The 26349-nt window shown below is 34.1% G+C and carries 24 protein-coding genes and 5 tRNA genes; 14 read left to right on the top strand and 15 right to left on the bottom strand.

All coding sequences use genetic code 11. The annotated features are described in order from the left end of the window. The first annotated feature begins 519 nt into the window (after nt 1-519). Nucleotides 520-2109: a HipA domain-containing protein gene (locus GJV85_RS01115; protein WP_207562054.1), complete on the top strand. Its 1590-nt coding sequence runs from the start codon at nt 520-522 to the stop codon at nt 2107-2109. A gap of 79 nt (nt 2110-2188) precedes the next feature. Continuing rightward, on the top strand, nt 2189-3337 hold the full coding sequence (locus GJV85_RS01120) for a tyrosine-type recombinase/integrase (RefSeq protein ID WP_207562055.1): 1149 nt from the start codon (nt 2189-2191) through the stop codon (nt 3335-3337). 107 nt (nt 3338-3444) lie between these two features. Here GJV85_RS01120 and GJV85_RS01125 read toward each other — a convergent pair whose 3' ends face one another. Beyond that, entirely contained in the window at nt 3445-4794 is a 1350-nt protein-coding gene (locus GJV85_RS01125) for a hypothetical protein (protein ID WP_207562056.1), read from the bottom strand. 11 nt (nt 4795-4805) lie between these two features. Then, a complete protein-coding gene (locus GJV85_RS01130) occupies nt 4806-6278 on the bottom strand; it encodes a hypothetical protein (RefSeq protein WP_207562057.1) in 1473 nt (490 codons plus the stop codon). 173 nt (nt 6279-6451) lie between these two features. Here GJV85_RS01130 and GJV85_RS01135 point away from each other — a divergent pair, with 173 nt between their 5' ends. Beyond that, nucleotides 6452-7654 (top strand): IS3 family transposase, encoded by a 1203-nt coding sequence (locus tag GJV85_RS01135; RefSeq protein WP_207562058.1) that lies wholly within the window; start codon nt 6452-6454, stop codon nt 7652-7654. On the opposite strand, the gene GJV85_RS01140 is transcribed toward GJV85_RS01135, so the two are convergent. The 6 genes from GJV85_RS01140 to GJV85_RS01165 form a co-directional block, all read right to left on the bottom strand. After that, nucleotides 7649-8851: an IS256 family transposase gene (locus tag GJV85_RS01140; protein ID WP_207561025.1), complete on the bottom strand. Its 1203-nt coding sequence runs from the start codon at nt 8849-8851 to the stop codon at nt 7649-7651. The two genes, GJV85_RS01135 and GJV85_RS01140, sit on opposite strands and share 6 nt — an antisense overlap. 881 nt (nt 8852-9732) lie before the next feature. Then, a tRNA-Leu gene (locus tag GJV85_RS01145) sits at nt 9733-9817 on the bottom strand. 56 nt (nt 9818-9873) lie between these two features. Beyond that, nucleotides 9874-9950, bottom strand: a tRNA-Arg gene (locus tag GJV85_RS01150). 13 nt (nt 9951-9963) lie between these two features. After that, a tRNA-Arg gene (locus tag GJV85_RS01155) sits at nt 9964-10040 on the bottom strand. Nucleotides 10041-10088: 48 nt separating this feature from the next. Continuing rightward, nucleotides 10089-10165, bottom strand: a tRNA-His gene (locus GJV85_RS01160). Nucleotides 10166-10206: 41 nt separating this feature from the next. After that, a tRNA-Pro gene (locus GJV85_RS01165) sits at nt 10207-10284 on the bottom strand. 142 nt (nt 10285-10426) lie between these two features. On the opposite strand from GJV85_RS01165, the gene GJV85_RS01170 reads away from it, so the two are divergent. The 3 genes from GJV85_RS01170 to GJV85_RS01180 are packed head-to-tail and all read left to right on the top strand — an operon-like array spanning nt 10427 to nt 12392. Continuing rightward, nucleotides 10427-11764, top strand: a complete 1338-nt coding sequence (locus GJV85_RS01170; RefSeq protein ID WP_207562059.1) for a sodium-dependent transporter — start codon at nt 10427-10429, stop codon at nt 11762-11764. Beyond that, nucleotides 11765-12040, top strand: coding sequence for a hypothetical protein (locus GJV85_RS01175; protein ID WP_207562060.1), 276 nt, complete (start codon nt 11765-11767; stop codon nt 12038-12040). 25 nt (nt 12041-12065) lie between these two features. Then, the gene (locus GJV85_RS01180; RefSeq protein WP_207562061.1) at nt 12066-12392 is read left to right on the top strand and encodes a nitrous oxide-stimulated promoter family protein; all 327 of its coding nucleotides are present in this window, start codon (nt 12066-12068) and stop codon (nt 12390-12392) included. A gap of 15 nt (nt 12393-12407) precedes the next feature. Here the strand turns inward: GJV85_RS01180 and GJV85_RS01185 are convergent, their stop codons facing one another. The 4 genes from GJV85_RS01185 to GJV85_RS01200 form a co-directional block, all read right to left on the bottom strand. Beyond that, the gene (locus GJV85_RS01185) at nt 12408-13187 is read right to left on the bottom strand and encodes a thiazole synthase (RefSeq protein WP_207562062.1); all 780 of its coding nucleotides are present in this window, start codon (nt 13185-13187) and stop codon (nt 12408-12410) included. A gap of 187 nt (nt 13188-13374) precedes the next feature. Next, nucleotides 13375-14772, bottom strand: coding sequence for a GGDEF domain-containing protein (locus GJV85_RS01190; RefSeq protein WP_207562063.1), 1398 nt, complete (start codon nt 14770-14772; stop codon nt 13375-13377). Between the two features lie 30 nt (nt 14773-14802). Beyond that, entirely contained in the window at nt 14803-16203 is a 1401-nt protein-coding gene (locus GJV85_RS01195; RefSeq protein ID WP_207562064.1) for an NAD(P)H-hydrate dehydratase, read from the bottom strand. Continuing rightward, a complete protein-coding gene (locus GJV85_RS01200; protein ID WP_207562065.1) occupies nt 16204-16938 on the bottom strand; it encodes an ATP-binding protein in 735 nt (244 codons plus the stop codon). A 69-nt stretch (nt 16939-17007) separates the two neighbouring features. Between GJV85_RS01200 and GJV85_RS01205 the strand changes: the two genes are divergently transcribed. From GJV85_RS01205 to GJV85_RS01220, 4 genes are read left to right on the top strand one after another with little or no spacing between them, the layout of a single operon-like run. Continuing rightward, on the top strand, nt 17008-17970 hold the full coding sequence (locus GJV85_RS01205) for a KpsF/GutQ family sugar-phosphate isomerase (protein WP_207562066.1): 963 nt from the start codon (nt 17008-17010) through the stop codon (nt 17968-17970). A 4-nt stretch (nt 17971-17974) separates the two neighbouring features. Continuing rightward, nucleotides 17975-18874 carry a pseudouridine synthase gene (locus GJV85_RS01210; RefSeq protein WP_242689809.1) on the top strand — a complete coding sequence of 300 codons (900 nt, stop codon included), beginning with the start codon at nt 17975-17977 and terminating at the stop codon, nt 18872-18874. A gap of 1 nt (nt 18875) precedes the next feature. Next, complete coding sequence (locus tag GJV85_RS01215) at nt 18876-20072, top strand: replication-associated recombination protein A (RefSeq protein WP_207562067.1); 1197 nt, start codon at nt 18876-18878, stop codon at nt 20070-20072. Between the two features lie 48 nt (nt 20073-20120). Next, the gene (locus tag GJV85_RS01220) at nt 20121-21647 is read left to right on the top strand and encodes an FAD-dependent oxidoreductase (RefSeq protein ID WP_207562068.1); all 1527 of its coding nucleotides are present in this window, start codon (nt 20121-20123) and stop codon (nt 21645-21647) included. Here the strand turns inward: GJV85_RS01220 and GJV85_RS01225 are convergent. Next, the gene (locus tag GJV85_RS01225) at nt 21644-22297 is read right to left on the bottom strand and encodes an MqnA/MqnD/SBP family protein (RefSeq protein WP_207562069.1); all 654 of its coding nucleotides are present in this window, start codon (nt 22295-22297) and stop codon (nt 21644-21646) included. The two genes, GJV85_RS01220 and GJV85_RS01225, sit on opposite strands and share 4 nt — an antisense overlap. 85 nt (nt 22298-22382) lie before the next feature. Between GJV85_RS01225 and GJV85_RS01230 the strand changes: the two genes are divergently transcribed. Genes GJV85_RS01230 through GJV85_RS01245 form a run of 4 tightly spaced genes read left to right on the top strand, consistent with a single transcriptional unit; the run spans nt 22383 to nt 24750 of the window. Continuing rightward, nucleotides 22383-22604: a MoaD/ThiS family protein gene (locus GJV85_RS01230; protein WP_207562070.1), complete on the top strand. Its 222-nt coding sequence runs from the start codon at nt 22383-22385 to the stop codon at nt 22602-22604. Nucleotides 22605-22607: 3 nt separating this feature from the next. Further along, nucleotides 22608-23045 carry a molybdopterin synthase catalytic subunit gene (locus GJV85_RS01235; protein WP_207562071.1) on the top strand — a complete coding sequence of 146 codons (438 nt, stop codon included), beginning with the start codon at nt 22608-22610 and terminating at the stop codon, nt 23043-23045. A gap of 21 nt (nt 23046-23066) precedes the next feature. Further along, nucleotides 23067-24278, top strand: a complete 1212-nt coding sequence (locus GJV85_RS01240; RefSeq protein WP_207562072.1) for a molybdopterin molybdotransferase MoeA — start codon at nt 23067-23069, stop codon at nt 24276-24278. A gap of 16 nt (nt 24279-24294) precedes the next feature. Beyond that, a complete protein-coding gene (locus tag GJV85_RS01245; protein ID WP_207562073.1) occupies nt 24295-24750 on the top strand; it encodes a response regulator in 456 nt (151 codons plus the stop codon). 373 nt (nt 24751-25123) lie between these two features. Here the strand turns inward: GJV85_RS01245 and GJV85_RS01250 are convergent, their stop codons facing one another. Both GJV85_RS01250 and rnhB read right to left on the bottom strand, forming a co-directional pair. Beyond that, the gene (locus tag GJV85_RS01250) at nt 25124-25432 is read right to left on the bottom strand and encodes a hypothetical protein (protein ID WP_207562074.1); all 309 of its coding nucleotides are present in this window, start codon (nt 25430-25432) and stop codon (nt 25124-25126) included. 90 nt (nt 25433-25522) lie between these two features. Continuing rightward, nucleotides 25523-26074: a ribonuclease HII gene (rnhB, locus tag GJV85_RS01255; protein ID WP_207562075.1), complete on the bottom strand. Its 552-nt coding sequence runs from the start codon at nt 26072-26074 to the stop codon at nt 25523-25525. Nucleotides 26075-26349 lie beyond the last annotated feature (275 nt).

A 26349-nucleotide genomic window follows, 5' to 3' on the forward strand; every position in this document is an offset into this window, starting at 1 on the left:
CTTATATTGATTGGTAAATATTACGACAAACAATCTGTGTAAAAGATAAAAGTTATAATTTAATATGCTTATTTTTAATTATGGATGTAGATAATAGAATATTAGTAGGAAAATGTTGATTTTTTGATGTTATATTTGTTGGTGGTGCGGATGAGAGGACTTGAACCTCCACGCCTTGCGGCACCAGATCCTAAGTCTATTTTTTAGTGTTTTTCATCTTTCCTTATTTTTTTTTCATTCCCTCTCAGAGTACCTATATAAAGGACTTAGTAGGAGGCTTTTAATTTTCAAGTCGTAACATCTCTTTTCATCACTTTTCAAGTTTTGTAGTAAAAACTGTAGTAAAAATAGTTATTTTACCACAACACTATTTATAAGGGTCTATTTATAGTGGCAAATATAAAATCAATATTAAATATTGTATTTCTGTCGTAATAAGTCGTAAATAGTGTATAATATTAAAAAATAATAAAAATATATTATTTTGTCGTAATATGTCGTAGTGAAAAGGTAGATGAATTGAAGAACCAACTCAACCAAACACAAGAGAGTATTCTTGCACTTGTGAATAAGCATCAAGAAATCATATCTGCACAAATTATTGAACTAACAGGTTTTAATGCAAGAAATGTACAAAGAGCATTAAAGAAGCTTGCAGAATTAGAACTCATAGAAGCACTAGGCTCGACAAGAAATAGACGTTATAGGCGTGTATATATACAAGGAGAAGCTCCATATCAGTATATTGTATTTAATAGTGGAGAAAAGGCGGGAAAATTATCTTTCGGTAATGGCGAATATATTTTTAAATATGATCAAAACTATAAAAATGAGTCTTTTGAAGGTTTAGTTAAAGGTCAAGAAAATAGAAGTGCCGAACTTTTTGCCTTTTTCGAAAACTTAATACCTGAATATGAGCGTCGAGAGAGACTTTTACAAAATAGAGATGAATTAGGACAAGTGCTTGAAGAATTAAATAACTCTCACGGTGCTTTAGATTTTATACCTCTAGAAGAAGTATATAAGTATAAATCAACATACGGCAAAAGAGATAACTGGATAAGTGTTAAAAATGAGATTTTAGGGGGAAACAACTTCCCTAATTTGCTCGATTTTGAACTTTTAATAGATGATGAGATAATTGATGCTGAATCAAATACTGAACATTCAGATCTTAGTGGTTTTCAAACAAAAATAGATGTAAATATAAATTTTGATACGAAAACAATAGTAGAGTCTAAAGATGCTGAGTACCTTTTAAAACCCCGCAATAAGAATAAACACAACTATTTTCATATTGAGGAAGATTCAAAAAAAAGATATTTTCCATATATAGCATTAAATGAGCATCTTTTTATGAGCTTCGCAAAGAATGAACTTGGATTTAATGTGCCATATACTGCTATAGTTAAAGCAAAAGATGTAGATTTTCATTATGTTACAAAAAGATATGATAGATATAAAGGCTTAAAGTATCCTCAAAAGGACTTTGCCCAAGTACTCAATATTTTGAGTAAAGATAAATATAAAAGTGATAGCCAAACACTCTTTAAAGTTCTTAATAATATTTTGATGAACAAAGAACAAAAAATGGAGGCCTTAAAATTCTATTTTTATAGTTATTTAATAAAGCATGCCGATCTACACCTTAAAAATATAGCTGCACTCAATATTGGAAATAGTAAATATATTCTCTCACCACTTTATGATCTCATCTCTATAGGTATTTACAATGGAGATGCATATGATTTAGGATTAGGTATGAAGCAACCGTTTAAAAAACCTAAAAACTGGAAAATGGATGATTTTTATATGTTGGCATCTATCGTTGGAGTTTCATCTATTTCGTTTAAAAAAGAGGCTAGAAAAATTGTAAAAATATTTCTTCAAAAGTTACCAGAATATATAGAAAAAATTCAAGAACTTGAAAAAACACATCCTTTAGAGATGCAAAAAACAAGAAGTTCTCATAGTAATGTGGTCTTCTCTCAAAGAGTTTTAACTATGTATAGGGAAAAGATTATACAACTCAAAAAGCATGGCATAATCCAAGAGCTTGAACTCATTGATGAAGCTGGAGGCTTACTCAAATGCAATGAAAAAAGTTAATGCTTCAGTATGATTAAGCTTTTCTATATCAATAATGCTTAATTGATGAAATAATAAAGTTTGAATAAAAGGTTGATTTATGGCATTAAAACCAGCAGGTGGAAAATATGAAGGTGTTTGGATTAATAAACTCAAAAATGGAGATATCTCTTATTATATAAATTATAGAGATGAGAATGGTAAACCTGTTAAAGTTCAAGTAGGTAAAAAAACTATTGCTTCTGATTTTAGTGCTAGAGATGCTTATGCAAAACTTATAGAAGTGAAGTATAAACTTCAGCATGACCAAGAACCTACAATTAAAGGTGGAAGAACTTCAAAAATAAAACTCGATGATCTCTGGCAAGAGTTTTTTATTTATGCAAAAGCGAATAAGAAGTCATGGACAATTGATGAACAAAACTACAACAAGCATATTAAGCCTGCATTTGGCAATAAAGCTGTAAAGAATTTAAAGTCTTTAGAGTTTGAGAAATTTAAAAGTGATTTAGTGGATAAGGGATTAAAAGCCCAAACAGTAAAACATCAACTCACCTTGATTCGAACAATTATAAATTATGCAATCAAGCATGATATACTCAAAAACTTTACTAATCCACTCAGTAATGGTAAGGTTAAAATGCCTGATATAGATAATAAACGTCTTGCATACTTGACAAAAGATGAAGCAAAAGAGATATTAGCAATATTGCAATCGACTCACACCCTAACATATCACTTAACTGTTTTACTACTTTTTACGGGAGCTAGGTTTAGCGAAATTACTGGAGCTTCTGCTCAAAAGAATAAAGCAGGAGAAGCAATTCCTCTTAAGTGGTCGGATGTTAATTTAAATAATAAAACAATCTTTTTCAAAAAAACAAAAAATGGAAATGAGTGTCATATTGCCATGAATGATACACTTGTTGAAACTATTCAATATCTATATGATAATAAAGTAAATGATAATGTTATTACAAATAGTGTTGGTGGAATTATTTTGCGTATGCCAGACTATTTTATGAGTGCTGTTGAAAGTGTAATTGGAGGAAATAAAATTAAAGATAGCAAAAATAAGATTACCGCTCATTCGCTTAGACATACACATGCAAGTTGGCTTGCAGAAGCTGGCCTAGATATTTTGCAGATTAAAGAACAACTTGGTCATAAGAATATTGAAATGACTATGAGATATGCACACCTTATACCAAATATTAGACATGAAGCAACAAGAGAACTGTCTCTATAAGCTAAATAAGCTTACCTTTTAGGATTTAAAAATAGTAAAAGGACTAAGACAGTTGTTTGTGTACTCTATACTAAGCCTCTTATAACTTTTTATAGTCATATGTAAAATTATCTAAATGGTATCTGTGGAGGTGAATATAAGCCAACATCGGCTGAAGTGCTCATATCAATCTTATAATAGTCTATATCTCCAACATGTAAATAAGAGACAATGCTTTCATCAGGTCTAATAGTAGTTGCTTCACTCTCAATATTATTTGGCTCATGTGCACCAGTTTCTTGAAAAGTATCAAAGGCGAGAGTAGGTACATCTATGCCTATTGAATATGGTGTTTCATTTTGAACATCTGGATTCGACAATACTAAATAATAAACCTTTCCTGCTCTATACGGAACTGTAAGAGTTGCATTACTCGCATTTATTTTAGTTAATTCATTTCCAGGTGCGACAATATAGCCATTTACATTTGCTTGTTTAGATTTTACATATACATTCATTGGTGTCTGATAAACATGGAAAAAGACTGTATCAATCCACTCATTATTATTTACATCTTTAATAATAATATCTAAAGAGACAGTTTCTGTTACTTTATCAAGTACATTAAAAGAGATACTAAATGGTATATCAATACTTTGATTAACATCAACTGTACCTAAAATAATCTCATTTGTAAGGTTTGCAACATATCCACTATCTGTTTTAAATGTATAATTTAGACCTGTCCCAAGTTTTGTACCGATATTTTTTATTTTTAACTTTCCAGTATATGTAGTCAAGTTACCATAAAAGTATCCACTATCACTATTGTCTATCACAAATTCTGTCTTAAAGTTATAACCATCATCACCAACAAGTTTAAAACTACCAAGGCTAATCTCTTCACCTTTAACATCAACTTTCGTTTCTACAGATAGGTTAGTATCGGTTGTAGCTTTTAAAACATATTTCCCAGATTTAACATTGGAAAAAGAAAATTGACCAGCAGTATTAATATTTTGCTCTTTTTTATTTTTTGCATCTGTTAAATGTTTCAAGATTACATTTATATTACCTATTTTATTTTGAGATTTTTTTATATTACGTCCTATAGCCCTAGCAATACTCTTAGAGACTACTGTACCTTCTTCATATAGATTTCCATTCACATTTGTACTATCTATTCCTGAGCGCATGAGATGATAAGTTTTAGAATCCTTCACAATACTGATTAATGTAGAGCTTTGTTCAGTAATTGGGTAGACGAAGTTTTCATCAATATATACAATGGTTCCATCATTTATATACATCCATTCACCTCTTAATGAGTCTTTTATAGTGACAGGAGTTACATTTGAACTGTTGCTAATGTCGGAAGTTGTTGACTTAGTAGTTTCAGAAGAAGTTGCTTCAGAACCTCCACCTCCGCAAGCAATAAATATAAATGGCATTAAAATTATAAAAAGTATATTTTTCATTCTTATTTTCCTTATTTCACATACACCCAAAAAGCACTGTTTGATCCAATGCTCTCTAGAGGTGTAATTTCTCTTTTTGTGATATTTGCTATAAAGTCTGCTTCAGTGGCTGTCGCTAACCATTTTTTTGTATCATAGCTCCACAGAGATACTATGTTTGTATTTAAAGATTTTATCTCATTCACTGTTATTGATTTATTGGTACCAAGTAGATGCCAGCCAGAGCTTAGATTTTCGATAATATTTAAATCTTTAATAGAATAATTATCTCCTTTTGGAAAGAGAAGTGTCTGATTTACTATAGAGTTGATTATTATTCCTTCACCTTTTGATATGCTTTCAATTCTTGAAATATTATCTTCAGTTAATTTTGAAACCTTTTCACTATTTGTACTAAACCCTTTCCACTCCTCATTATTGTATACCCATACTGTAGTTATGTTATTTGGGAATAGATTCTCCATAGTACTTATATTTAAATCTTGTGTATTTGGAAGAGCTATGAAGTTCATTCCTGCTTTTACATCAAAGTAGTAATAACTATTATCTAGATATTCAGTATATGTTAAAAGAGAACCTGTTTGATAGCTTGTATTATATATTTCTTGACTTGTATAGAGTTTACCATATGCTGTTGTTGCTTGATCAAAAACCACACCATCAAAAGAGCTGTTTAATATTTCAATATCTATAAACCTACTGTTACTAGGTTTTTGAAAATTAACTGTCTGCTTCGTTGTACCGTTAAATACGACTTTATGAGAGCCTGAAGGACAAAATGAATAACCATTATCTGCATAGTGACTATAAGTACTACTTGAGTAACTACTAGAATCAACATATTTATCACCTACTTGATGGAAGTCACCAGTTAACTCTATAACACCATTGGTCAGATAATTATATGTTGATGCACCGCCAAATGTAACATCACCATTTACTATCAACTTATCGTCTGCTTTTAGCATCTGCAGTCTTCCTGAATTAGTAGCCGTAGCAAAGTCTCCATTTACAGTGAGTGTGTAGCCGTTTAGGTTTAAAAGACTATTTACACTAATACTGTTTGGTATGACCATGTCTTCTGTCAGTGTCCAATTATCAATATAGGATATAGCAACATTATTGTTATTTCTAATTAACTTTCCATGAATGTCTAAATGATCAAAAACCACACCATCAAAAGAGCTGTTTAATATTTCAATATCTATAAACCTACTGTTACTAGGTTTTTGAAAATTAACTGTCTGCTTCGTTGTACCGTTAAATACGACTTTATGAGAGCCTGAAGGACAAAATGAATAACCATTATCTGCATAGTGACTATAAGTACTACTTGAGTAACTACTAGAATCAACATATTTATCACCTACTTGATAGAAGTCACCAGTTAACTCTATAACACCATTGGTCAGATAATTATATGTTGATGCACCGCCAAATGTAACATCACCATTTACTATCAACTTATCGTCTGCTTTTAGCATCTGCAGTCTTCCTGAATTAGTAGCCGTAGCAAAGTCTCCATTTACAGTGAGTGTGTAGCCGTTTAGGTTTAGTGTAGCACCTTGAACTATAATGCCCCTAAAATCTAAGACAGCAATTCAGTAAGATTTATTTTCAAAAAAGTTAAAATAATTACGAATTATGGAGATAAATTATGAGTAGAAAAAAAGGGCAAACTTACACTGCCGAACAAAAAACTAAAATAGTCTTAGAAATGTTAAGAGAAGAGATGACAACAAGTCAGATAGCGACTAAGTATAAAATCACTTCTCAATCATTGGGAAAGTGGAAAACTCAATTTTTAGAAAATGCATCTTTAGCGTTTGATGTTAGTGGTGCTACTAAAGCTTACCGTGATGAGATAGAAGAGTTAAAAACTGAAAATGATGGACTTGCTAAAGCACTTGGTAAAGCAACTATTAAAGCGGAGTGGGCAGCGGGAAAGTTAAAGAGCTTGGACTTGATAAATAAAAAGTCTCTGATAGAGTCTAAGCATAATAAAATATCTGTGTCAGAGCAGTGTGAAGTGATAGGTATAAGTAGAAGTCATTACTATTACAGACCAGCACCAATGAGCCAAGATGATATAAAACTACTCCACAGAATAGATGAAGTAGCTACTGAAAATTCAGAGTATGGTTATAGATTTATCCATGAGCAATTAAAAGAGGATGGCTTCAGTATTGGAAAGCATCGAGTGCTGAAGTATATGGGAATACTTGGCATACAAGCTATCTATCCAACTAAAAAGAAACTAACAAGCCTCAAGAATCAAGCACATCCAATTTATGAGTATCTACTCAAACAATATTGGACTAAGATTGGAAGAAAAAAGAGTGTTTATGTGCCAACTCCAAACGAAGTGTGGAGTGGAGATATTACTTACATCCGTATCAATGGTGGCTTTATGTATTTAGCAGCCGTTATAGACTGGCACAGCAAGGCTATTCTCTCATATAAAATATCAAACTCAATGGATGCAACACTAGCTACTGATGTTCTTGAAGATGCACTCAGTAAATATCCTAAGCCTAAAATATTCAATTCAGACCAGGGCAGCCAATATACAAGTCATGAACATACACGGTTACTTAAAAAACACGATATTCAAATATCAATGAATGGCAAAGGAAGAAGCATAGATAATATTGTCATTGAGAGATTTTTCAGAACTCTCAAGCATGGAAATATTTATATAAATGATTATGAAACAATTAAAGATTTAAAAGAAGGAGTTAAAGCATATATTTACAAATACAATTTTAAGAGATTTCATTCAAGTTTAGATTATAGAAAACCCATGGTAGTGTTCAATAATCTGTGTCAGTATCGAGTAATTCCTAAAATTGTATCATAAATTAAGAGCTTTATCTAATCTCCCCTCAAAGTGAATTGAGAGTTGAGAGATAGTTAAGCTCCAGTTTCTAACTGGCATAGTCCATTTTTTTGAGGCATTCTGGATGCCCATATAGAGTAATTTTAATAAGCTATTATCATTAGGGAAAGCACCTTTAGTCTTAGTCAGTGTTCTGAACTGTCGATGCACAGACTCAATGATATTGGTGGTATAGATTACTTTTCTAATATCAGCTGGATATTTAAAATATACAGACAGATTATCCCATTTATTTCTCCAAGAAGTAAAAACGATTGGATATTTTTTACCCCATTTTTCTTCAAGCTTATCGAGTTCAATTTCAGCTTCTTCTTTCGTAAAGGCTTGATAGACTTTCTTCAACTCTTTTGCGAACTGCTTTTGATTAGCGGAACCTACATATTTAAGTGAATTTCGGATTTGATGAACAATACAGAGTTGTACTTCTGTGTCAGGATAGACTGAGTTTATGGCTTCAGGAAAGCCTTTTAAACCATCAACGGAAGCGATGAGTATATCTTTAACACCACGATGAGATAAATCAGTAAGTACCTGTAGCCAGAACTTAGCACCTTCACTCTCATTGAGATAGAGACCAAGTATCTCTTTCTTCCCATCAATGCCGACACCGAGAACGGTATAAAATGCTTTTGAGATATATCTTCCATCCTCTTTTACTTTATAGTGAATCGCATCTAAAAATATAAAAGGATATACTTCTTCAAGAGGACGAACTTTCCACTCTTGAAGCATAGGTATTATTTTATCTGTTACTGTACTGATTGCACCCTTAGAAAAGCCTACACCGTAAATATCTTCGATAAGCTTTGCTATTTGAGAGTAGCTGTTACCATGAGAGTAAAGAGCAAGTATTTTATCTTCTATCTCACCTGACATAGTTCGTTGATTTTTCTTTACAATCTCAGGCTCAAAACTACCACTACGGTCTCTTGGAACATCAAGTTCAAATTCACCATGTTCACTTTTCATAGTTTTAGTGGCATAGCCATTTTTACGGTTCTTTGAGATATCTTGTGTTAAATGGGAATCTATTTCTGCGGAGAGAGCAGCTTCTGTAAGTTGCTTTATTAAAGAGCTTAATGCTCCATCTTTACCACTGATACTCTTACCAGCCTTTATATCACGAGCAAATTGCTCTGCATCTATTTCTATCTTCATCTGTGTGTCCTTGAGTAATTGTTATTTTACCCGATTGACACAGATTTTTAAACGGTCCCAAACCCATGAATGTCTATCTTGAATATCTGAAAAATGTAGGGTAAGGTAACAAGTACTTATGAAATTAAATCTTTAGAATAGTTGTCTTGATTTTTAGGGGCATTATATACCATCAACTGTCGGTTGTGCTGTACAGTTTGTTCCTTGTCCAATATGTCAGAGTTTTGGATTTAGGTCGGTATGAGAAGGTGATCAGAGCATAGTATCATCTACAGCGCCCATCTATGTCTAAGTACTTCTTAAACATATTTATCTGCATGTAGTCGATTCCTCTTTTAGTTTCCCTGTGAGAACCAGCCGCAGCTGTATCAATTTCTACTTTTTTTTCAATACTTGAGTACTATTTTGCTTACCTTAACTATGATAGCTTGCAAACAGAGTATCTACTTCACCAGACGCTTGATAATACGCCTTTCAATTTTTTTAACAATGAAATGTGCTTGAGTGAGGAACAGGTACCAGGTGCCCCAGTTGAATTACTCAACGGAAAGCCAAAGAAAGCTTCCTTCACTTTGGGAGTGAAAAACACTTGGTACCCCGTTGAATAATTTGAACGGGATAATAATATTAGAATTGCGGGGAAAAGACCATAAAGGAAATGGCAGTGTTTTCAATATGTTTTTGGTTTCAAAAGTTTGCATAACTATTCATACAATTTCATTTCATTGAAATGTATAAGAAATATGCTGAATATAAAAAATTAGTATAAAAGAATTATGTTTAGTAAAGATTAAGGGTTGTAGTAAAAAAGTAGTAAAAAACTGTTTTTGAAGTTTTCTTAAAGTGAGAGTAAAATCTCTTGAAGTCCCGTATTTAAGGGATGGTGCGGATGAGAGGACTTGAACCTCCACGCCTTGCGGCACCAGATCCTAAGTCTGGCGTGTATACCAATTTCACCACATCCGCATGTGATTATTAATAAGAGTAGAATTATAGTTAAACTTTCTTTACGTAAGTTTAAATGGTACCCCCTACACGATTCGAACGTGTGGCCTACGCCTTAGAAGGGCGTTGCTCTATCCAGCTGAGCTAAGGAGGCATATTTCTAAAGGTGGTACGCCCGATAGGATTCGAACCTATAACCCTCGGAGCCGAAATCCGAAACTCTATCCAGTTGAGCCACGAACGCTACTACTTTATTAGTTGTTATTGTTTTTAAGTTTTATATTTTATTTCATGGGGTGGGATACGGGATTCGAACCCGCGACCCCCGGCACCACAAACCAGTGCTCTAACCAACTGAGCTAATCCCACCATGTTGATACTCAAATATAAATCTTATTAATTTTTAAAAGTGGTCGGGGTGAAAGGACTCGAACCTTCGGCCCCCTGGTCCCAAACCAGGTACTCTAACCATACTGAGCTACACCCCGACCTACACAAAAACCAGAGACAAGTTCTGACTAATGAGGCGGAATTATAGTTAATTACTCTGAAAATGTCAATAGTATTTAGAAGATTCTTTTATATCTTCTACTTTTTAAGTATAATAAGCCCAATAAAAGGGATATATAGATGAAAATAGCTAGATTTAGTAGGATTGGATTTATACTTGCGGCGGCCGGAAGTGCTGTAGGTCTTGGTAATATTTGGAAGTTTCCATACATTGCGGGAGAATATGGGGGTGGTGCATTTGTTTTAGTCTATCTCTTAACAGTATTACTTATAGGCTTTTCTATTATGATTGCTGAGATGCTTATAGGATACTTGGGTCGAAAAGATACGGTGACGTCTTTTGAAAAACTTGCACCAAAGAATAAAAAGCTATGGAAGCTTGGTGGTTTTCAAGGCTTAGCTGGCCTTTTTATTATGATTTTCTACTCAGTTGTAATAGGTTGGATATTTAACTACATCGTAACATCATTAATAGCCCTTCCTACTACAGTGAAAGAAGCAGAATCTACATTTAATGCTATGCTTCATAGTGATTTTACTACACAGATGCTCTATCATACATTAGCGTTTATATGTATTACGTATGTACTAAACAGAGGTATTAAAGGTGGTATTGAAAAGATGAACATGATTTTGATGCCATCTTTAATGATAATACTGGCAGGAATGTTTGCATATGCTACTACCCTTGGTGCCTTTACACAAGCTGTTTCATTTATGTTTTCACCCGATTGGGCTAAGATAGATTCCGATGCTTTTGTGACGGCAGTTGGACATGCATTTTTTACTCTCAGTCTTGGTATGGGTTCGATTATGACATACTCTGCTTCGCTTGAAAAAGATTCTAACATTGTTAAAAACGCTTTTTGGGTGGTTTTTTTAGATACTACGATTGCAATAGTGGCGGGACTAATGCTTTTTACATTTTTATATGAGTATGGCTCAGCCCCAGCAAAAGGGCCAGGTTTAGTATTTATCTCTCTTCCTGCAGTTTTTTATGAGATGGGCATACTAGGCAATGTCTTTGCAGTTCTCTTTTTTGTAGCTCTAGCGTTTGCTGGTCTTACGTCATCTGTTTCCTTGGTTGAGCCAATGGTACAGTACTTCATAGATAGGTTTAGTTGGAGTAGACTCAAATCATCTATTTCTATGGGACTTTTCTTCTGGCTTTTTGGAATTATTGCAATTCTCTCAAACATTGATGGCTTTAAAGAGTCTCTAACCTGGGGAGGAAAGAACTTCTTTGACTGGGTTGATTATGTGACTGCAGCTATTATGCTGCCTCTAGGTGGTCTTATTATGGCGGTATTTGTTGGTTTTATCATTCCCAAATCACAGGTTGAGTCTGTAATGAAGCCGCATCTTGGATGGGCTTTTGAGATTTGGTTATTTTCTCTGCGTTATATAACGCCAGTGGCTATGTTTGTCGTTATGTTGTCTCTCATAGGAGTCATATAAATGAGTAAGGCTTCAGACGCATGTAAAAAGATTTTACTAGAAGAGAGCGTCGATAGCTTATCTTCTATAGATTATGAGATAAATGGAGAGGTTCACTCTTTGACATTTGAGTATATTATAGATACATATATGAAAGCATCAGATGAGTCGCAACTTGTATTTCTTGCAGCTTTACAAAAGGCTGTAAAAGCAAAAGATATGGGTATAGATAAGTTTTTTGAAGGGATGGGCCAACTTTTATTGATGACCCATCTATCAGATAAGATAGAAGTCTAGTCTCTAGTGATAGGAGGGGGTTGAATTGAAAAGAGAGATATACTTGAAAAATCTTAAAGATTTAGAGACTTTTTTCAATTACTACTGTGAAAATGAGCACTCAAAGTCTCATAAGAATATCATAAATGTTAATGATGATGCAGAGCTTCATTTATGCTTAGAGTGTGCAGAACTATTTGAATATGCTCATGATAGATTAGGTCATTGCAAGCTAGATCCAAAGCCAAAATGTAGAACATGCGAAGATAAGTGTTATGATAAACAAGAGTGGAAAAAAATGGCTAAACTGATGAAGTACTCGGGGATTAGGTTAGGGCTTATAAAGTTAAAGAATAAACTACTCTTTAAGTAGCTTATTCTTTAGGTATTAAAACTGAATCATTCCATTTACTGGTGAAGATGCAGTTGCATATGGTTTTTTAGGGATTCTACCCGCTAGGTAACTCATACGACCAGATATTACAGCATGCTTCATCGCTTCTGCCATCATCATAGGGTTTTGCGCTTGAGCTATAGCCGTGTTAGTTAAAACACCATCAGCACCTAACTCCATAGCATATGCCGCATCACTCGCACAACCAATTCCAGCGTCAACTATGATAGGAAGATTTACAGCTTCACGAACAAAAACAATGTTGTATGGGTTTTGAATACCAAGACCAGAGCCAATAGGTGCCGCTAGAGGCATAATAGCATGTGCTCCAGCGTCTTCAAGACGTTTTGCCATGATTGGATCATCTGAAGTGTAAGCCATGATCGTAAAGCCCTCTTTTGAGAGTACTTCACAAGCTTTGATAGTCTCTAGAACATCGGGGTAAAGAGTCTTAGTCGTATCACCGATAACTTCTAGTTTTATTAAATCAATTCCAGTAGCTTCTCGCGTTAGACGAAATGTTGTTATAGCTTCTTCTGCTGTTACACATCCAGCTGAATTTGGAAGAAACTTTACATTAGTTCCTGCAAAAGTATCACGAAGGTTTTCTTTGTCTGGATCAGTAATATTTAAACGACGTACAGCAACAGTGATAAGTTCACTACCAGATACTAAAGTAGCTGCTTTTGTAGTTTCAAAAGAGTCATACTTTCCACTTCCAACGATTAAACGCGAGCCTAGTTCATATTTTCCAATTTTTAGTGTATTATCCATAATTTATCATTCCTATGTAGTAGTAAGTCTTGGAAAAACTAGAAACAGAGGCTCAGACCGCAGGGAGGATTTGTCCTCTTTTTCTAGTTTTATCCAAGAGTGTTAATTTTATTGTTTTGGTTTATAACATAAGCTTTCTTAGAACTTACCTCAAATTAATCTTTATGCTCTATTTTTTAAGTTGAGACTATAGCTCTTGTATATATCTACAGTAAGTTTCACCACTTTTTTTACACTTATACATGGCGTTATCAGCCTTAAGAAGTAAAATATCTCCATCATCCCCATCATCTGGATAAAGGCTAATCCCAACTGAAGCTTTCATCTTTAACGAGTGCTCGCCAAAACGGAACTCCTCTTTTAAAGATTCAGTAATTTTATTTAGAATAGTTTCTATTTGATCAAAGCCTTTCATATTTGATAGGATTGCAACAAACTCATCACCACCCAATCTTGCACAAGTGTCTGATGCTCTTAGAGCTTTAGAGACCCTCTTGCTAAATTCTATCAGGTAGGCATCTCCAAGTTGATGGCCATAAGTATCGTTTATCACTTTAAATTTATCTAAGTCAAAAAACAGAAGTGCAAATGTTTTCTCTAATCTTTGCGATTTTTTTATTTCACTCTCAAGTCTATCTAAAAACAGAGTCCTGTTTGGAAGATTTGTTAAGGAGTCATGAAGTGCTTTATGCTGTATATCTTTGTGCTTTTTATATAAAGTTGTAATATCACCAATAATAACTCCAAAGCCATCATGAACATGAATAAGTTTTATCTCATAATGATTAAGTGAATCTCCAAGTGAGTCAACAAAAATTATCTCATCTATTTTATTGGCTTTAAGGTCTGGAGACTTTAGTTGTAGTAGTGCTACATTCTTTTGACTAATGTAGTTTAGAAAATTAGTACTCTGTTTTTGGTAGTTTTTCCAAGGTTTATTACTCTCTTCTATATGAAATTCATAACTTAACTCAAGAACAATCTCGTTTAACTTCTCTAAAGTTTTAAAGAGTTTCTCTTTTGTATCTATCGCAAGTAGATTTTCACTCATTAGCTCTTTAGTATGAAGACAAATTTTAGATATTTCATCATCATAACTACTCAGTTGAGAACAAATCTCTTTATTGATAGTTGCATGTGTAAAGTACTCATTTAAAAAATTCTCTATAAGTGTTAGTCTGGTGAGTGCCTTAGTTAAAATAGAGCGAAACAAAAAGTCTATGATTAAGAATATAATGACAAATGATATAAGTGGTCGTATGAGAAACATATAGTAGTTAGATACTTGAGTGTAGTATAACTTATACTGTTTTTGATGAATAGTGGGGTAAATAACAATATCTTTTAGTTGTATAGAAGAGCTTAGAATATCGAGTTTGGTAACAAATGGAACTCTCTCCATCCCTTTATAGATATCTTCAGGAGTATAACTGTTGTTTTTTTCTAACTCAATTCTATAATTTTTCAACCTCTCTTCAGTGAGTATAATATAAGTTATAGTTGCCATACTAAAGATCGCAACAAATATAACAAGATAGATAGAAAAGAGTCTTTTTTTCATCTCTTTTTTATATGAGTTTTGCATTTCAATAGCCTTTAGTAATATGAAAAAACATTATAACATTTTTATATTATCAATTAAATCATCAGGAGTTAAAGTAAAGTCAGCTCCTAGATGCTTACATGAGAGAGTAGTGTGAGCAAGAGAAGCATTTATAGTCGCATCTATAGGCTCAAAACCTTGCGCAAGAAGCGATGCAATTAATCCACTTAAAACATCACCACTTCCAGCTTTTGCTAATGCTGATGTTCCGTGGGGATTTATAAAAAAGCTATCTTTATGCCCTATAATGACATTCACACCTTTTAAGAGAAGTATAACATGAGGATATAGCAGACAAAACTCTTCGCAATATTTAAAACGATTTTTTTGTAATTCAGTTATACTTATATTAGCTATATTTAGAGCTTTTAATAGTGAGATAAACTCTTTTGGATGAGGCGTAATGACAAGCTTTTCTCTTTTTAAAATATCTGAAATAATTGGCATATGAAAAATATCTGCATCAACTACCGTAGGTAAATCATTATCTAAAAAGTTTTGAAGTTCTAAGTCGCTAAACGCATCTCCTAAACCCATGCCACATGCTAACGCAGTAATATTTTTTGGAACTCCATGCGAGTACATTAGAGAGTGAGGAATATTTAGACTTTTCTCATCTTCATAACCAACTAGCGTTACAAGCCCAGCTCCAAATCTTAACGCAGCCAGTGCACTAATGACACTCGCACCACTCTTTTGACCGCTTGCTACGGCGAGATGGCCATAGCTGCCTTTATGAGAATTTTTTTTATCTCGAAAAGGAAGTTGTAAATCGTCTAAATCTAAAAGATGCCAGTTTGAACTTGTTTCATACAGATCTCTTGAAATGCCAAGGTTCAAAACTTCTATCTTTCCTATAAACTCTTTGGCCTCATCAAGAAACATAGACTTTTTCAATGCACCCATTGTGAGAGAGACATCCGCTTGAAAGGTCTCTTTGGCACAAACACCATGAGGGTTGATACCAGATGGAATATCACAAGCAATTTTAAATGCATTAAGAGAATTTATTTGTTTCATCAGTTTTTCTAACTCATCACTAAATTCACCACTGAAACCTGTCCCAACAAGAGCATCTACGACAATGTCACACTCAAAGAGTTCACTGCACTCTTTGACACCAACACTTTTAGTGCGTTTATTCTGAAGTATTGCCATTTTTGATTTGGGTGCTTTCGCATAGTAAATTCTCACATTGAAATCAGGGTGAAGTAAACGCGAGAGTGCTAAACCATCTGCCCCATTGTTACCGCTCCCACAGACAATGATAATGGTGGATTTTTTATTAAAATTTTTTTGAATATGTTGAGCCATGCCATTGGCAGCATGCTCCATTAATATATCTTCACTCAAATAAAAATCACTATAACAGCGTTTATCTAGCGAGTTTACTTCATCAAAGAGTTTTTGCATCTACTCGTCCGGAATATACTCATCAACTGTCACAAGGTTACTCTCTATTTTATTAAACAAAAGAGTAGGACTATCAGTTCTTGCTTGATAGTAAAATCTATTTTTATCTAAAGTTTTTAAAATAGAAGTGTTAAAGTAATTAAGGTTTGAACATCTACCAAGATAAAGAAAAGAAAACAGTAGTTTTATATTTTGATTTTCAAAGATTGAATGAGGCTGTGCTAAAAATGTAAAGCCATATTTTTGCATATTCATAAGTCCAAGCATGTAGAGTAGAAAATCTTCAAATTTTGTATAAAAGCCATTTAGGTTCTCTATGTCATGAAAAAAGTAGTAGTAGTTTTGAAGTAGATCTGTATTTGCTATTGTTTTTGATAGCTTACTTCTTTCATCTTTTTTATTAGAAAAGTATTCTGGACTCACAGCCATATAAATATGTTTTTTTTCTTTTATAAGCTCTGCAAGTTGTTTATCAAACTCTTCAGATTCACTAAATTGTATATAATTAAAATAACTATCTTTGTAACGTAGTTCTATATTTTCTTCAAATGAATTTGAAAAGTCCATATAAAAAGTTGGCACATTACTATCTATCGCAAAGTTACGAATTTTACAAGCAAGATTAGTCTTTCCAGATCCCTGTTCTGCTAAGATTAAGGTGTTTAAGCACAGCATTCTATCTTTTAGCTCAAGAGCATTTATTTTGTTGTCATATTTACCAATTTTGTTTCGCATTAATTTCTCCATATAGTCTCTATAGTAAGGCATTATATCTTATCAAGTTAAAAAAGCTATAATAGCAGTATGAATTACAAAACAATTGCCCAAGATACTCTCAATATTGAAGCTCAAACTCTTTTAAATGCCGCAACCTTAATTGATGATGTATTTGATAAGTGTGTAGAGCTTATTTTAGAGTGTAAGGGAAAGCTGATTGTGACTGGTGTTGGAAAAAGTGGACTCATCGGAGCTAAGATTGCTGCAACATTTGCTTCAACGGGAACACCAAGTTTTTTTCTTCATCCTACAGAGGCACTTCATGGTGACTTAGGAATGATAGGAAAAGATGATGTTGTCATCGGTATAAGTTATAGTGGTGAGAGCGAAGAGTTAAGTTCTATCCTTCCTCATATTAAGCGTTTTAATACTCCATTAATTGGGATGACGAAGAATAGAAATTCCACACTAGGACAATTTAGTGATATTGTGATTGAGGTAGTAGTTGAAAAAGAGGCTTGCCCAATAAACACGGTACCAACTAGTTCAACTACACTTACTTTAGCACTTGGCGATGCACTTGCAGTATGTTTGATGAGGGCAAGAGACTTTAAGCAGAGTGACTTTGCTTCTTTTCACCCTGGTGGAGCCTTAGGAAAAAAACTTTTTATAAAAGTTTCAAACCTTATGCAAACTAAAAACTTACCAATTATTACAAAAGATACAAAACTCAAAGAAGCTATTTTAACTATTAGCGAGGGGCGTTTAGGTACTGCTCTTATCGTAGATGAAAATGACAAACTTATTGGATTACTGAGTGATGGAGACGTTCGTCGTGCACTATTGAGTGAGAACTTCTCACTTGAGGATAATGCGCTTATGTATGCAACACTAGATCCTATGAGTTGTGAAAATGAAAATATGCTTGCATCCGATGCACTTGTTTTGATAGAAGAAAAAAAGATACAACTGCTTGTTGTTACAGATGAAAATAAAAAGATAAAAGGCGTTCTTCACATTCATACGCTGATTGAAAAAGGAATATCATAATATTATGATGAGATTAAACAAATTTATAGCGCACTATTCAACATATTCACGTCGTGAAGCCGATAAAGTAGTCCAAGATGGTTATGTTAGAGTTAATGGTGAGATAGAAGAAAACCCTGCAACACAGGTTGATGAAAAAGCTGATGTGATTTATGTTAGTGGTAAGCTAGTGAGTCGTCAAGAAAAATATACAGTTATAGTTTATAACAAACCTAAGGGTGAGCTTGTTACAAAGTCTGATCCAAAAGGGCGACGCACTATCTATGACTCATTGAGTAAAGAGTTTAAGCACTATATCCCAGTTGGACGTCTTGACTTTGCTAGTGAGGGTGTTTTACTTTTAACGGATGCTTCTCATGTGGCAACTGCGTTGATGGAGTCAGACTTAGAACGCCGCTATAAGATAAAAATTAAAGGTGAGGTTACTTCAGAGATGGAGCATGCTATGCTTAATGGTATGTTTATTGAGGATGCTACAGCTGGTGGACACTCTCACTCCACTATAACTTCTATGGAATTTAAGCCATTTTTAGGCTATCAAATCCAGAAAAACGCACATAACTACTCAACTCTTAAGGTTGCTATTTCTGAAGGTAAAAACAGAGAACTTCGTCGATTTTTTGCTCACTTTGATGCAGAGATTGCAGATCTAAAACGCATCAGTTTTGCAGAGATAGAACTTAACAATCTTCCAGAAGGTAAAACAAGATTTTTAACGCGAAGTGAGTACTCAGCACTTTTTACATTCTTAAAAGCTGAAGAAAAACTAGCTCGTGAAATGGCGGGAAATAAGCCTAAGCCAAAACTAAAAGCTACATTTGACAAAGCCAAACCTGCTCCTAAGCCTAGAGGCGACTCTAAGGCAAATCGACAAGGAAAAGGCAAAGGCAAAGGCAAGAAGTAAATTGTCTGATTTTACACATCTTCTTCGTCCCTCTACCTTTGATGAACTTGTGGGTCAAGAGCACTTAAGCTCTCCGAGTGCGCCTCTTCGTATTTTATGCGAAAAGTTCGCTTTAGGGCATAGTTTTTTTTATGGTCCCGCAGGATGTGGAAAAACTTCCATAGCTAGGATTATCGCAAAAACTATGGATCTACCATTTTATGAGTTTAACGCCACCTCTCTCAAAATTGATCAACTTCGTAAAATATTTGAACAGTATAAAAATGCTCTTCAAAAACCTTTGATATTTATTGATGAGGTACATCGTCTTGCAAAAAACCAACAAGAGGTGCTTCTACCTGTAATGGAGAATAACTCGGTACTCGTCATTGGTGCATCAACAGAAAATCCTTTTTACTCCCTCACGTCAGCTATACGCTCGCGTTCAATGCTTTTTGAGTTAAAATATATAGATAATAGTGCACTTGATAAGTTACTTACTCGTGCCTTAGATTCAAACTCTTTATCTATGGACGAACAAACACGGGAGTATTTAGTTGCAAGCTCAGGTGGTGATGCTAGAGCAATGCTTAAGCTTTTGGAGTTTGCTTCAAATATAGAGACTACAATTACGATTGATGTGCTTAAATCACTCCGACCAAACGCACTCTCAGCAGGAAGTAGTGAGGCTGGTGTGCATTATGATTTAGCATCTGCGCTTATTAAGTCTATTCGAGGGAGTGATGCAGACGCTGCGATATACTACTTAGCTCGTCTGATTGAAGGTGGAGAGAGTGCAGACTTTATAGCCCGTCGTTTGGTGATACTTGCGAGTGAAGATGTTGGAAATGCCAATCCTCAAGCACTTACTCTTACAACTTCTACACTTACCAGTGTTAGTAAGATTGGCTATCCGGAGGCAAGGATTATTTTGGCACAAGCAGTTATATATCTTTGTGCTTCACCAAAATCAAACTCTGCCTATATGGCAATTAACTCAGCATTAAACGCAGTACAAAATGGTTTGATTTTAGATATACCACCTTATCTTCAACAGACTAAAACAACTCTAAGTGATGATGAGAGAGGCTATTTGTATCCTCATGATTTTGGAGGTTTTGTAAAGCAAGAGTACCTATCACAGCTTTTAAGGTTTGTTGATTTAAAAAGTATAGGCTATGAGAAAAAAATGAAAGAGTGGTTAGAGTCTCTTCTTTAATCTATTTCATGTTATATTTATATATATAAAACCATTACAAGGCTAGTCATGTCAAATTCTAAACGTAATTTCGAAGTTATAATTGTTGGTGCTGGTATCTCTGGAGCAGCACTCGCTTATGAGCTTGCTCGATACACAGATGTCAAAAGTATTGCTATCATTGAAAAGTATGAGGATGTTGCTACACTTAACTCTAAGGCTACTAGTAACTCACAGACTATTCATGTTGGAGATATTGAAACAAACTATACTTTAGAAAAAGCAGCGATTACTAAACGTACAGCTAAGATGGTTGAGCGTTATTGTCTACAGCATCATCTGCAAGATAAAGCAATATTTTCTCATCAAAAGATGGCTTTAGGTGTTGGTGAAGATGAAGTAGAGTTTTTACTGCACCGTTATGAAGAGTTTTCAGAACTTTTTCCATACCTTGAAGTTTGGGATAAAGAGAAGCTTAAAGAGAAAGAACCAAAACTTGTTTGGGATGAAAATGGTATAGAGCGCCCAGAGCCTATAGTCGGTATTGGTGCGAGTGGAGAGTGGACTACGGTTGATTATGGTATTTTGGCAAAAGATATGATTGAGCGAGCCAAACAAGAGCCAGATACTGAGGTAGAACTCTTTTTAAATACTGAAGTAGAAAACATTGAAAGAAGTGGAAAACGTGGATATAAGGTACTCACTAAAGGGGAGACTTTTTATGCTGACTTTGTTGTAGCAAACGCGGGAGCACATAGTCTTTTCTTAGCGCATAAAATGGGGCATGGACATAATCTTGGATGTTTACCAATAGCGGGAAGTTTTTACTTAACAAATGAAAAGATATTAAATGGTAAGGTTTATATGATTCAAAATCCTAAACTACCATTCGCAGCACTACATGGTGACCCTGATGTTTTAGTAGATGGAAACACACGTTTTGGTCCAACAGCTTTAGTGTTGCCAAAGCTAGAGCGTTTTAAACCTGGAACATACTTGGACTTTTGGAAAACACTCCGATTTGATTCTAAAATAGCAAAAGCACTATGGAAGTTACTAAAAGAATCAGATATTCGTAACTATATATTGAGAAACTTCATGTTTGAAGTACCTGTTTTAAACAAATGGCTCTTCTTAAGAGATGCAAGAAAAATTGTACCATCATTACAAAAAGAGCAGTTTTCATATGCTAAAGGTTTCGGTGGTGTTCGTCCTCAAGTAATCAACAAAGATGAAGAAAAATTAATGCTTGGAGAAGCTTCTATAAATACAGGAGAGGGTCTGATATTTAACATGACTCCATCACCTGGAGCTACAAGTTGTTTAGGAAATGCGGAAAGAGACCTGCGTTTTATCGTTGCATATTTAGGGAAAGATTTTGATGAAGAGAGATTTAAGGGTGAGCTAACAGAAGGCGAGTACTGTGTACTCCCTGAACCTGTGGCTACTCAAAAAGAGAATGTTAACCGTATCCGTGATGCGATCCGTAGAACGCATGAAGAGTATTTCACTGATCTTCATCAAGGTAAACCAGATGCTAGTTTCTGGGATAAGCCACATAGTAAAAATGTAGGAGAGACTAAGAAGAAGAGCTAGTTTCTTCTTTTAGCCTCTTTATAGAACTTCTTAAGTCCAAGTTCTGCCTTGGCATCAACTTTATATGAGATTAACTTCAAATACTCTAGAATATCTTTTTTAGAGATAGAAGTTTTTTTAGAAGACTTTTCTAAAATATATTGGGGTATCTTTATCTGTTTTTTTAAAAAGAGTCTCTCAATTGTTTTGTAAGTTTTTTTATCTTTGTGATAGCAAAGCAGAGCAAAAACAAATGGTAGCTTATACTTTTTATACCACAAGTTTGCTAGATCAATATAATCACTATTTTGTAAAGCATACCTTAGTGCCTTGTCACCTATTAAAACCTCACCACTTACATTTAAAATATTTGCTAAAACATTTGAACTTGCAGATTCTATATCTTTTTTATCACTCTTTGATGGAATGACTAAAACAGATTTAACGCTTTTCTTTGCGATAATGCCTAGGTTTATGTGGGGAGTTTTTTTTGCCATTATACTTGATATAAACGCGGCATCAACGCGACGATTTAAAAAAGCTTTATTTATCTTTGCTGGGACATTGCGTTTATATGCCATGGTTGCTTTTGCAGAACTTCCTTTTATGAAAGATTTCATAAATAGATGAAAGGGTAAAAGATTAAGATAATCTATTTTGCCAAAAACCAAACGCCGCTCCTGAATAATTTTTAAAATTATACACTGCTTAACTTATCTTAGATATAATTATGTCAATAATTAAGAAGGTATATTAATGATTAGAGTTGAATTTTTAGGACCAATACAAAAAGATTCATTGGAGTTAGATATCACAAATCTCAATGAACTAGCAGAGATTTTACAGCAAGATCAAGAGATGAATGAGTGGTTGAAGAACTGTGCTGTAGCAGTTAATGATACACTTGTTTCATCTTTGGAAGCTCCACTAAATGATGGAGATAAAATATCTCTTTTACCTCCAGTATGTGGTGGTTGAAAAGTGCTTAATCTTTATGATGGGTCATTAGATGTTCCTAAAATTTTAAAAGATTGGTACGAAGAGGAAGCTACGAGTAATTATGGTGCTTACATTCCATTTGTAGGTACGGTTAGAAGTGAAGATGGTATAGATGGTCTCAGCTTTGATATATATGAGCCAATACTTAACTCTTGGTTTGAGGCTTGGCAAAAAAAAGCAAAAGATAAGGGTGCCGTGATAAAAATGGCACACTCTCGCGGTGACGTTATGCTTCATGAATCTTCATATATAGCAGCAGTATTTTCTCCTAAACGCCGAGTGGCTTTAGAGTTTATAGACGAATTTGTAGAGGATTTTAAGGCGAGTGCCCCTATATGGAAGTATGACCTATTAGATGGGAAGAGAGTCTATGCTCTTGATAGATCAACTGCTATCAAAGGTAGCGGTTTACTCGCTTAAATATAATTAAGGATAAAACTTTTGGATTTACTATCTTACGAAACTAGTAGAAATATGTTGGATTTGCTTCAGGTAAATTCGAGTCGATTTGAGAGAGTTCCACTCAGTGACGCTCTTGGTAGGGTGTTGGCCGTAGATATTATTGCGGAGTATAACGACCCCCAATTCCCGACCGCTTCAATGGATGGTTACGCACTTAAACATACGGATATGGATAGCGGCGTACTAACTGTTCTGGGAGACAATCCAGCTGGTCATGATGAAACAAGAGTTGTAAATAATGGTGAGTGTATAAAAACTTTTACAGGTTCTATGATGCCTGAAGGTACCGATACTCTTATTCAGATAGAAAACGTTACTTATGAAGATGGAAAAATCACTATAGATGAAACCGTGCCAATGGGATGGTCGGTTAGACCTATTGGAGAAGGGTACCGCTCAGGTGATGTGCTTATCAAGAAGGGAACAAAAATAAGCTTTGCAGAGATTGGCGTTATGGCAGGGCTTAATCAGGTAATGGTAAAAGTGGCCATCCGTCCTCGGGTTGCTGTTATTGCTACAGGTAGTGAAATTTTAGACCTTGGTGAGCATAGTGATAATCCAGCTCAAATACGAAGTTCAAACAACTATACGTTAGCAGCGCTTTTTGAGCAAGCTGGTGCGGAAGTTATTCAACTTGGGACAGCACCAGATGATAAAAATGCAATCATGAAAACTTTTGAGACTGCACTAGCATCGGCAGATATTTTAGTGAGTACCGGCGGAGTAAGCGTAGGTGATTATGATTTTGTAAAAGATATAGTTCCGCGTTTAGGAGCAGAAGTCGTTTATAAGGGTGTTGGCATTAAGCCAGGTCGTCATGTAATGGTTGCACAACGCGAGAGTAAGTTTATACTAGCCTTGCCAGGGTTTGCATACTCCTCAACAGTGACCGGAATACTCTATGCTCTCCCTTTGATATCTAAAATGTTAGGAAAAGAATCACCATATAAACTAGTAGCTGCAAAGCTTCAAGAAGACTTTACTAAACGCAGTCGCTTTACAGAGTTTACAGCTTGTAACGTAGTGGTAGAAGATGGAGAGTATTTTGTAAATTTTGAAGGAAAGAAAGTAGGAAGTTCAGCAATTTTAACAAATATGCTTAACAACAGCGGGTTGATGATAGCTGGAGAAGAGGATAAGTTTCTAGAAACAGGTACTTATATCAATGTGATACTTTTGGAGAATTTTTAAGTTAAGGGAGTAGGGTGTGAAAAAAGTTTTAATAGCAGATGATAGTAAAACATTTGTAAAGTTACTTTCATCTCTTTTAGATGAGTACCTTAATGAAGAGTTCGAGATCGTATCTGCAAAAGATGGTGTAGATGCTCTTTTTGAATTAAGAGATGGGGAGATTGATATTCTCTTTTTGGATATTATAATGCCAATAGTGGATGGGCATGGTGTTGCTAAATATATTGCAGATAGAGGGCTGGACCTTGATGTTGTAATTGTTACTTCAACTATGGATAAGGAAAATATTAAAGGGCTGGGTAAACTAGGTATTAAATATTTTTTGGCCAAACCAGTTAAGTATGAGAAGATAGAAGCTGTTTTAAATAAAATACTATTTAAAAACAGACCAATTCCTCAGGATAAATTACTTAAAAGAAAAGAACGCAATTCAACTCTGCAAGATGGTGATGTTTGCATTATTTCAGAATAGTGTATCTGCAAGAGCCTTTAACTTAAAACTTCTTCTATGAATGGGAGAGTATCCAAACTCTTTTATCATCTCTACATGTAGTTTTGTTCCATAACCTTTATGATTTTCAAATCCGTACTCCGGGTAAATTTTTGCATCTCTTATAATATTGCGGTCATGAGTTACTTATGCTAGTATAGAAGCAGCACATGTTTTGATTATATAGTATGTTTGATTAGAAAATAGATATTGTTTAATGAGGTAGCAGTTCAGAACAAACAGATAAAAGAAGATAATGTAATGTAAAGAATAATAGATTTAATATCATCAAGATACATCATTTCGTATCTTAATAATACATCCAAAGAAGTAAGCAATACCGTTATAAGCTTACCTATTGACCGTAAACAGTTACACACGACTTAGGTGAAATCGTCCAAAACAAGAAAGTGCTATACTCAAAAGAAGTATCAACATGCTTAATTTTAGATATAGATGCTCTTTTAGCTGCTGTTACTATAGTTGTATCTGCATCAGGTTCAGTTAGATTATGACATACTTTTGAAACTTTCATTTCATTAATTTTAGAATAATCTATATTACTTCCATCATAACTCATTGTTGCTGGTGTCGAAGCCATTTTATGGGCACACCCACTCATAGTTAATGTAGCTAATGCTACAAGTATTGTATTTTTTATCATTTTAATCCTTTAATTAAATTAAAGTTATTTTAATATTTTATTACTTAATTCTTTATAACATTTGATAATTTTATTTAGAATTCAAAGTATTTATAGAAGTGCCTTTAGTTTAAAGCTTCTTCTGTGGATAGGACAATAACCAAATTCTTTTATCATCTCAATATGTGCTTTTGTTCCATAGCCTTTATTGTTCTCAAATCCATATTCCGGATAAATTTTTGCATCTCTTATAATATTTCGATCATGTGTAACTTTAGCTAGTATGGAAGCAGCACTAACTTCAGGAATTTTTCCGTCAGCTTTAACCATTGTCTCTAAGCCTTTTACTCCAAAATCCGTATTACCATCAAAGAGGTATATATCAGAATAAAGCATGGACTTTATTTCAAGGAGTGCTTCTCTCATACACTCAGATATCCCTTTAGTGTCAATGTCTTGTGGAGAGATTACAACAATATGACTGATTGTGCTTAGGGATATCTCTTTAAAGAGTTTGTATCTTTTTTTTTCACTTATCTTTTTAGAGTCGTTAAGTCCATCTATAGTTATGTTTCTATAAAAAATACATCCTGCAACAACTAAGTCACCAGCGATAGGCCCTCTACCTGCTTCATCAATTCCACACAATAGTTTTTTTTGCATTAAATTCCTTTTGTTGAAAATTAGTTATTGCCATTGTATTAATTTATTTTTATAACTAAATTAAAAGGTTTTAGTATATAAAGGGATATGTACTGAGCTTTTATACATAATTAATACTTAATTATGTATATATTGGAAAAGATATAGTCAAAGTGTATCTAATTTAGATTGCTAAATATGCTTAGCACAACGGACAGAAAATAGATTACTTTTTTCATCTTATTTTTACTATAAAAACATAATGAGAAAATTATGAATTAAATAGACTAGATATA

It is taken from the genome of Sulfurimonas aquatica, from assembly GCF_017357825.1.
Taxonomy (GTDB): Bacteria; Campylobacterota; Campylobacteria; order Campylobacterales; family Sulfurimonadaceae; genus Sulfurimonas; species Sulfurimonas aquatica.